This is a genomic window from Skermanella sp., from assembly GCF_059503625.1.
Window position 1 is genome coordinate 1 of sequence record NZ_JCACHA010000933.1, and the last position, 7,150, is coordinate 7,150.

Below are 7,150 nucleotides of genomic sequence, written 5' to 3' on the forward strand. Positions count from 1 at the left end.
ATGGAAGTCAATGAGACCACTCTCCTAAAACGTCCTGACCTCCACTCAGCTGGTTTAACTGCAGCAAGCCTCGCCAACATCCGGACCGGAGTACGTACGGCTCTTCGCCTCGCCTACGGAAGTTCACTCATTAGCCTATCCCCGTCATGGGCTTCCGCAATTGAACTACTCGGCGCGTGGGAGGGACCAGGCAAAAAAAGGATGATCATGTGTCTACCATCTTTTGCCCGGTACTGTACACTTACTGATACCGGCCCGGAAACCGTATCGGCTGAGACATTTACCAGTTACGAAGAATACTCGATTAGAATGTTGGTCCGGGACCCGAAATTGCGTGCGCGTCAGGCGGAGAACGCTTGGAACACCGCAGCCAGAGTAGTCGATGGGTGGCCCCAGACGGTAATCAAGCGCCCCTCGCGCCTACAGCTAAGCCTGCCTCTGACTGAACTGCCCGCTGAGCTTGTCCGTGAGTTGGAAGCCTATAGAGCCAGCAGAGGTATGCCAGTTCAACCAACAACCCCTGTAATATCCTCAGGCAGCGCCAGCGCTTTCCTGGCATTGGCCGACAGTAATCTATTGCGGCGTCGCGCAAAAAGCGAGGAACAGGACAAGGAGCGTAAACGTACCATAAAGCCATTAAAAGACAAAACTATGAGAGGCCACCTGTTCGCTCTTCGCCATGCGGCGTCCGCTGCTCTGAGAGCCGGAAGGCCACATACCTCGATCTCGACCATAGCTCAAATTACTATGCTACCGATAGTAGCCGAAGCGGCCGCTGAAATCGTACGCAAAAATAACGGCACCGATTTTACTGTGCGACAACGAAAATTATTCTGTGAATTGCGCGACGTCAGATCTCGTTGGGTGGGAACAGACGATGAGTGGACCCGCCTTCATGCAACTTCTATTATGCTAGAAGATGAACTTACAAAACTGGGGGTGAAAACATCAGGCATGTCTCAAAAGACGCGCCAACGTCTCTCAGTATTTGAGAGTTCAACAGCAGTTGTGAAGCTACTTACTTTGCCTAATCGGCTGCTCATGCAGGCTGAAAGTCGACGTAAGAAAGGTCAATCGGTGCGCTACCGTGACGCTCTAGATGTAGCTGTCGCAGTCGCTTTGATGATAGAATTTACCAAACCACTTCGCCTTGGTAACTTAGTTGAGTTACGTCTCGACTGGCTGAGGTTGCCTGCTCGGCGAGGTGAACCAGGTTCTCTGGCAATTCCGGCAAACAAGGTCAAGAATGGTGAACCATTGTTTGCGACTTTAACAGCTTATAAAGTATCGCTTTTACGTTTATTCATTATGAATTATCGTATTCATTTGACAAATTTGAATAATTCCCCGTATCTGTTTCCATCTCGGACGGGCGACAAGCATAAGGATGAAGGCTCTTTTGCCAAACTCATTGTAGGTCGGATACACACACTGACGGGGCTTGTCATCAATATTCATCTTCTACGTGGCATAACTGCGTCTTTACTGTATAGAAAGACCAAGAACTTGGATGATGTCCGTGCATTGTTAGGGCATTCTAAAGACAGTGATGCTCATGAATTTTACCTTTACTTAACCCAACAAACTGCATCCATGGTATTGGATGAAGCTATCGAGGCCGAGATCGGCGATGCAGTGAACTCGAGGAAAAAGTTATGATTGATAATACTTGGCCTGAGCCATATCAAACTGCTCTAGTGCGAAATCAACCACCATTTGATTATGATCGTCAGTTTCGTCTTACTGTAACGAAACAGTGGTTATCATACGTCCCAAACGGAATTCCTAGTGTTCAAAATGTTTTGCGGTTTGCTAATGTTTTGTCTACTCGAATAAAACCGACGAGTACCCGGAGGTACCTCGCAAGCCTTCGTGATGTGCTTACAAGGCTGTTTCCTAGTGTGGAGCTCGCTCAGGTACTACCAAAGCAGATCGAACGCGTATTTTCTACATGTCCAATGGAAAGCTGGCCATTAGCAGCCATTGACGATCTTACACGCGCGAAGAAGGTTTTGAAGCCTCGAGTCTGGCAGTCTTCAAAAGAAGTAATGTCTAAGTACCTTGCAATAAGTGGAGTGCCATGGCCTCCTGACCCACATTCATTACATCTTTTCATAGAACACATTGTACAATGGCGCAAAGATAATACAGCTTGTTCTTACTTGAGATTTCTTCATACCCTTCTAGCATCATCGCGACCTAAAGAAGATTATGCTTGGATGATTGGAATTTATCGTCATCTTGGCCGTAGAGAAGTACAGCCAAGGCGCAATGGTCAGTACCGGCGCCGCATTAGCGGCTTGCCTGTTAACCAATGGCCAAACGAATGGCAACATGCGTGGTCAGCTTTTACTGCGCCAAGAAATTCAACTTCAGTTACAACAGTTGACAATAAATTTATTGATGGAGCCTCTCTTCTTCGCGCCCTTGAGTCGGCAAGCGGTTCCAAAAAACCTCCCGAAGGAGCGCAATGCCAGGCTTATGCAACTGCCACATTGGAGACTTGGCGCTATGCAGCGGGGCAGTATTTTGGAGTGCTGAAAGAAGGTGGCTACCCCTTAGTCCTGGACCGCGTGTCGGTAGGGATATGGGCTGATGCTGAACGCCCACATATCGAGCCAATTACTTTTGCGACCCGGTTGGGTGCAATCCTCCAGGTGGCTCAGGTATTGTTTCCCCACCAAGATTGGAAATGGCTTGTTGATCTCGTTCACGCTGGTTACAGCGTCGCTCCTGGTAAGGGCGCGTGGAGTCCCCGACATGCTGACCGCTTAGTCGGCGCGGGTCGGCTCCGGCACGCCGCTCTGGCGGTTCTTAGGTCGGTTAAGCGCAAACCGCCGACGCTAAGGACAGCGGTGCAGTTTCGCGATGCACTCATTGTATTGTTTTTGACACATGAGCCTCTACGTCGAAAAGACCTGGCAGACCTGCCGCTAACGGCTATGAAGTGGGAGAACGATGGTTCAGTCTCCATCAAGTTCTTTACTTCCAAGAACGATGAGAAGGTCAACAATATCTTTATAGGTGATTTGGCTGAATATCTTTTCCTTTGGATGAACCAGTATCGCACTATCCTAACAGCAGGTGTGGAGCAGAAGACCTCAACGCTGTTGGTTGGCCAAGGCGGAGCGTCGTTGACCGCTGGCAACCTCACCAGGTTGGTTCGCAGCTGGACCAGCAAGCACCTAGGTCTGGCGTTGTCGCCCCACGATGTGCGAGGTGCAGTTGCCTATACGGTAGTGGCACATAAAGGAGATGTTCTAGCTGCTACTGGGTTACTTCGTAACCGTGATAGTCGCATAGTGGAGAGGCACTATTCTGGCGTTGCTGGACAGGTTCATGCGGGTCAAGCGCTCGATAGGAGGGTTGAAGAGATAACCAGCAACTCATCTGTCACTAAAAGAAAAATTTGTGACATTGCTCCGCCAGACTGTACCGAATGGTAAGTTTACGAACCTTCCGGAAGAAAGGCTTGACAAAGAAGACGCATGGCCGGTCGTGTCCGAAGGTTGGTAGGAATTTGCTGATGGCGCATTCTCCTGAGCTTCAGGGTCGTCGGATCAGGCGGCGAGGTCAAGCGGCTCGTCATTGGGAGCGACGTGCAGGGTGTCCCAGCCGTCAACGCGGCGCAGGGTGATCTGGCCGCTGGCGAGCAGGGCCCAGAACAGCATGCAGGCGGTCTCGACGCAGGGCAGCAGGCACTGGGTCTTGATCCGGCGCTTGAACTCTTCATGCAACCGCTCGATTGCGTTCGTCGTCCGGATCGATTTCCACTGATCGGGCGGATAGAGCAGGAAGGTGAACAGGTTGGCTCCCGCCTCCTCCAGGCTGGCAGCGACGGCCGGGCACTTCAGCCGCCACTTGCGCACGAACGCCTTCCGCCTGGCTTCGATATCCTTCACCGTCTTGCCGTAGATCATGTCGGTGTAGTCGGCGCTGATCTCGTCGTGCAGCTTCTTCGGCGCGTGGGCAACGAGATTCCTATGCTTGTGCACCGTGCACCGCTGAACCGGTACGGTGGGCCAGAGAGCGGCAAGGGCCGCCTCCAGGCCCGGAGCGCCGTCGATGATCAGCAGCTCCGGGGTGGCGAGCTTGCGGGCGACCAGATCGTCCAGGAAGGCGCGCCACGCCGCTTCGCTCTCGCCGCCCATGTTGCGCAGGCCGAGAAGAACCTTCTGGCCGTCGCGTCGGACGCCCAGCGCCACCAGCACCGAAATGCCGGTGGAGCGCTTGTCGAGCCGGACCTTGACCACCGTACCGTCCAGGATGACGCGGACGATGTCGTCTTGTGAGAGATCGCGCCTCTGCCAGGCTTCCCAGTCGCCCTGGACCTTGCGCCACGCCCGGCTGACGGTGTCCTTGCCGACCGCTCCGCCGAACAGCGCTCCCAGGGCACGGCGGACCCGGCGGGTGTTGGTTCGGCCAGATAGGTCCCGGCGATCAGGGCTTCGGCCCGTTTGGTCAGCCGCTTGTAAGCGGGCAGCGTTTGGTTGCGCCATTCCCTCGTCGTGCCGTCGGCCTCGACCAGCCGGGCACGTGGCACAGACACCGTGGTCGGGCCGAAAGTACCGAGGATCTGGCGATCGCGGTGACCGTGCCGATGCCCTGTGGCCGGTCCGGCGCGCTCATAACGCCTGCGGTTCAGGACCGCCTCCAGTTCGCTCTCCAGCATCGCCTCGATGAAAGAGCGGATGTGCTGGCGCACCCCAGCCTCCAACGGATCGAACCAGTCCTCGCCAAGCAATGGAACCGGAGCCTCGTTGGCTGTAATCTTTTCCATGGCGTAATCTCCTGCGGCGGTGGTCAGACCGCCGATGTGGGTTCTTCACCTTCAGGAGATTACGCCACCCGCCAATTTCCTACCAACCAAGCGACACGACCCATGGCCGGTACATGGCAGTGTCAAAGCAGCGGCAGTTGCCCGGCTGGAGGAGCCTGGCGATTTGCCATCCATCAGCTTAGCATGAAGGATTATTGACATAGGAAATCGGTGATTGATTCAAGGACTTCGCCTTTGGTGGAGCCAGGACACGCCTGATGACCAGTGTCGAACGTCTTGCGGACACTATCAGAAGCTGTTTGTAGACGTCAGGCAGAGGCTTCCTCAACGACGAGGCGCTTGATGCGCCTGGACAGGATGGAAACGAAGGCGATTTGGATGAAGGCGACGAGGTGCTCCCTGGTCCGCTCGAAGATCGTGCTCAACCTCTGGTAGGTGTCAATCCAGAAAGAGCGCTCCACCACCCAGCAGATCCCGGCCGGGAGGAACCTGCCATCACGGCCGCGAGCGACCGGCTTGACGGTGATGCCGAGTTTCTGCCCTGCTTTGGCCAGACGCCTGCCCCGGTAGCTGAGGTCGCCCAGCGCGGATCCCCGGAACCTCTTGCCGGAGAGTTCGCGGAGCACCGGAACGATGCCTTTGGTGTCGTGCGTGTTTGCCGGTGAGACGTCAATTGCCAGTGGAATGCCGTACTTGTCGACGCCCAGATGGATTTTGACGCCGTTGATCTTTTTGCCGCCATCAAAGCCCCTGTCAAAGCAACTCGGGGCCGATCTGCAGGATCGACTGTCGATTACGACAGCCGTCGGCTCTGCGGCATCACCGCAGGCCAGCCGCCACGTCCGGCGCAGGTGGTCGAGCAGGCGACGCCACAGTCCGAGCCGGGTCCAGCGGGCGAACAGGGTGAACAGCGTATTGAACGGGATATCGCACAGCTGTCCGATCGCGCGCCACTGCATGCCGCAGAAGCACAGGCACCAGATCGCCTTGCGCAGCGCCGCCCCGGTGAGCGACGGCTTCGGTCCGGAGCGCGTCGGTTTCGTGCCGTCCGCTTCCATCGCTGCAAGTTCCGCCAGAACCTCATCCACGAAGGCCTCCACGTCGGCGAAGGCGTCCCAGGATGCCAGAGAAGTCTTTGCGGTTCTGACGGCGGTGCCCATTTGATGCTGGCTCGGTGGCTGTTGACGGTGCCCCCGACATAGCCCGCCAGCCTTCCACGCGTCATTCTTCTTTTCAGCTCAAAGTAGCATCCCGATCAGCACAGGCCGGCACGCCCCGTCTGCGAACAGGTTCTTAGAACCAGACTGCAAGAAGGATTTGCATTTCACGTCTGATGCTCTGATGCTCTGATGGGCTGACGCAAAGCCTGACAGAAACCCACCAGACACATTCCAGTAATTTGTTGCAAATTTTATTTCTTAAGGTAGGGAAGGGTATCACATAGAGCATCCGTAAACTTGTTTGCTGTAGGCCTATCGAAATCTATACCAGAACAATGTATCAATGGTTCTCCATTGTTCCATTCAAAGATTATAGTCTCTACGGTTAATAAATTACGACTTTCATCTGCATAAATTAAAATAATTTTCCCATTTTGTGACCTTCTTAAGACTAAAGTCTCGTATTTTTGTGAGACATCTTGGGGAGTTTCATCTTTGGGCAGTGCGTCATCCTTATTCATAATGTAGTTCTCCTACGGACCTTTTTTCGGCGATGCATCACTTCCTTGAGCGTATTAGCATATATGCTATGGAATCAGCGGGCGCAAGCTAGTTGCCTGCGTCTATGGACGTGAGATTACAATTTGGCTTGGTTTTGCGCCGCATACGCTTGTCGAAGTGCTTAAGCCAAGAGGATTTAGCACATCAAGCTGGCATGCACCCAACTTACATTAGCAGATTAGAAAGCGGTCGTTGCAATCCCTCCTTAGCTGCTATGGTTGATCTTGGACAGGCTCTTAGTACGCATCCTTCTGAATTTTTGTTGCATCTTGATATCACGGCACAGACGCCACCAACTCGCCGGCGGAAAGTCACAGACTAATACCAACGGCTTTAAAAATTGACCTGTGCCCAGTCGCGAGTAGCGATGCTCTGGATTTTCCCCTGGATTGAGGCGAGGGCATTCCAGGCGTTTCAGCAGGCATCGAGGATGTTGTGGTAATTTGGGAAGACCCTGTTGTTGAGATAGTTCTGTCGCAGGAATCGGCAGATGTTCTCGACGGGGTTCAACTCGGGAGCATGGGGCGGCAGGTGGAGCAGGGAGATGTTGGGAGCTTCAGCTTGCCGCCCTCCTGATGCCATCCCGCGCCGTCCAGAGTGAGTACGGCGTGGTGGCCGGGCAGGACAGAGGCACTGATCTCGGCGAGGT

At 54.2% G+C, this 7,150-nt stretch carries 5 protein-coding genes and 2 pseudogenes; 3 read left to right on the forward strand and 4 right to left on the reverse strand.

The genetic code is table 11. From position 1 onward, the window contains the following. A partial coding sequence (locus AC5JJ6_RS34030) for a tyrosine-type recombinase/integrase (RefSeq protein ID WP_496046291.1) occupies window positions 1–1,659 on the forward strand: 1,659 nt, incomplete at its 5' end. Next, a complete protein-coding gene (locus AC5JJ6_RS34035) occupies window positions 1,656–3,446 on the forward strand; it encodes a hypothetical protein (protein WP_496046292.1) in 1,791 nt (596 codons plus the stop codon). The genes AC5JJ6_RS34030 and AC5JJ6_RS34035, both read left to right, overlap by 4 nt. A 114-nt stretch (window positions 3,447–3,560) precedes the next feature. On the opposite strand, the pseudogene AC5JJ6_RS34040 reads toward AC5JJ6_RS34035, so the two are convergent. The 3 genes and pseudogenes from AC5JJ6_RS34040 to AC5JJ6_RS34050 form a co-directional block, all read right to left on the reverse strand. After that, a pseudogene (locus AC5JJ6_RS34040) lies at window positions 3,561–4,780 on the reverse strand (IS256 family transposase). Window positions 4,781–5,088: 308 nt separating this feature from the next. Then, complete coding sequence (locus AC5JJ6_RS34045; RefSeq protein WP_496046293.1) at window positions 5,089–5,838, reverse strand: transposase; 750 nt, start codon at window positions 5,836–5,838, stop codon at window positions 5,089–5,091. Between the two features lie 353 nt (window positions 5,839–6,191). Continuing rightward, complete coding sequence (locus AC5JJ6_RS34050) at window positions 6,192–6,461, reverse strand: hypothetical protein (protein ID WP_496046294.1); 270 nt, start codon at window positions 6,459–6,461, stop codon at window positions 6,192–6,194. A 104-nt stretch (window positions 6,462–6,565) separates the two neighbouring features. On the opposite strand from AC5JJ6_RS34050, the gene AC5JJ6_RS34055 reads away from it, so the two are divergent. Next, window positions 6,566–6,823 (forward strand): helix-turn-helix domain-containing protein, encoded by a 258-nt coding sequence (locus AC5JJ6_RS34055; protein WP_496046295.1) that lies wholly within the window; start codon window positions 6,566–6,568, stop codon window positions 6,821–6,823. 11 nt (window positions 6,824–6,834) lie between these two features. On the opposite strand, the pseudogene AC5JJ6_RS34060 reads toward AC5JJ6_RS34055, so the two are convergent. Then, window positions 6,835–7,150 (reverse strand): annotated as a pseudogene (locus AC5JJ6_RS34060) (transposase); the annotation flags it as partial.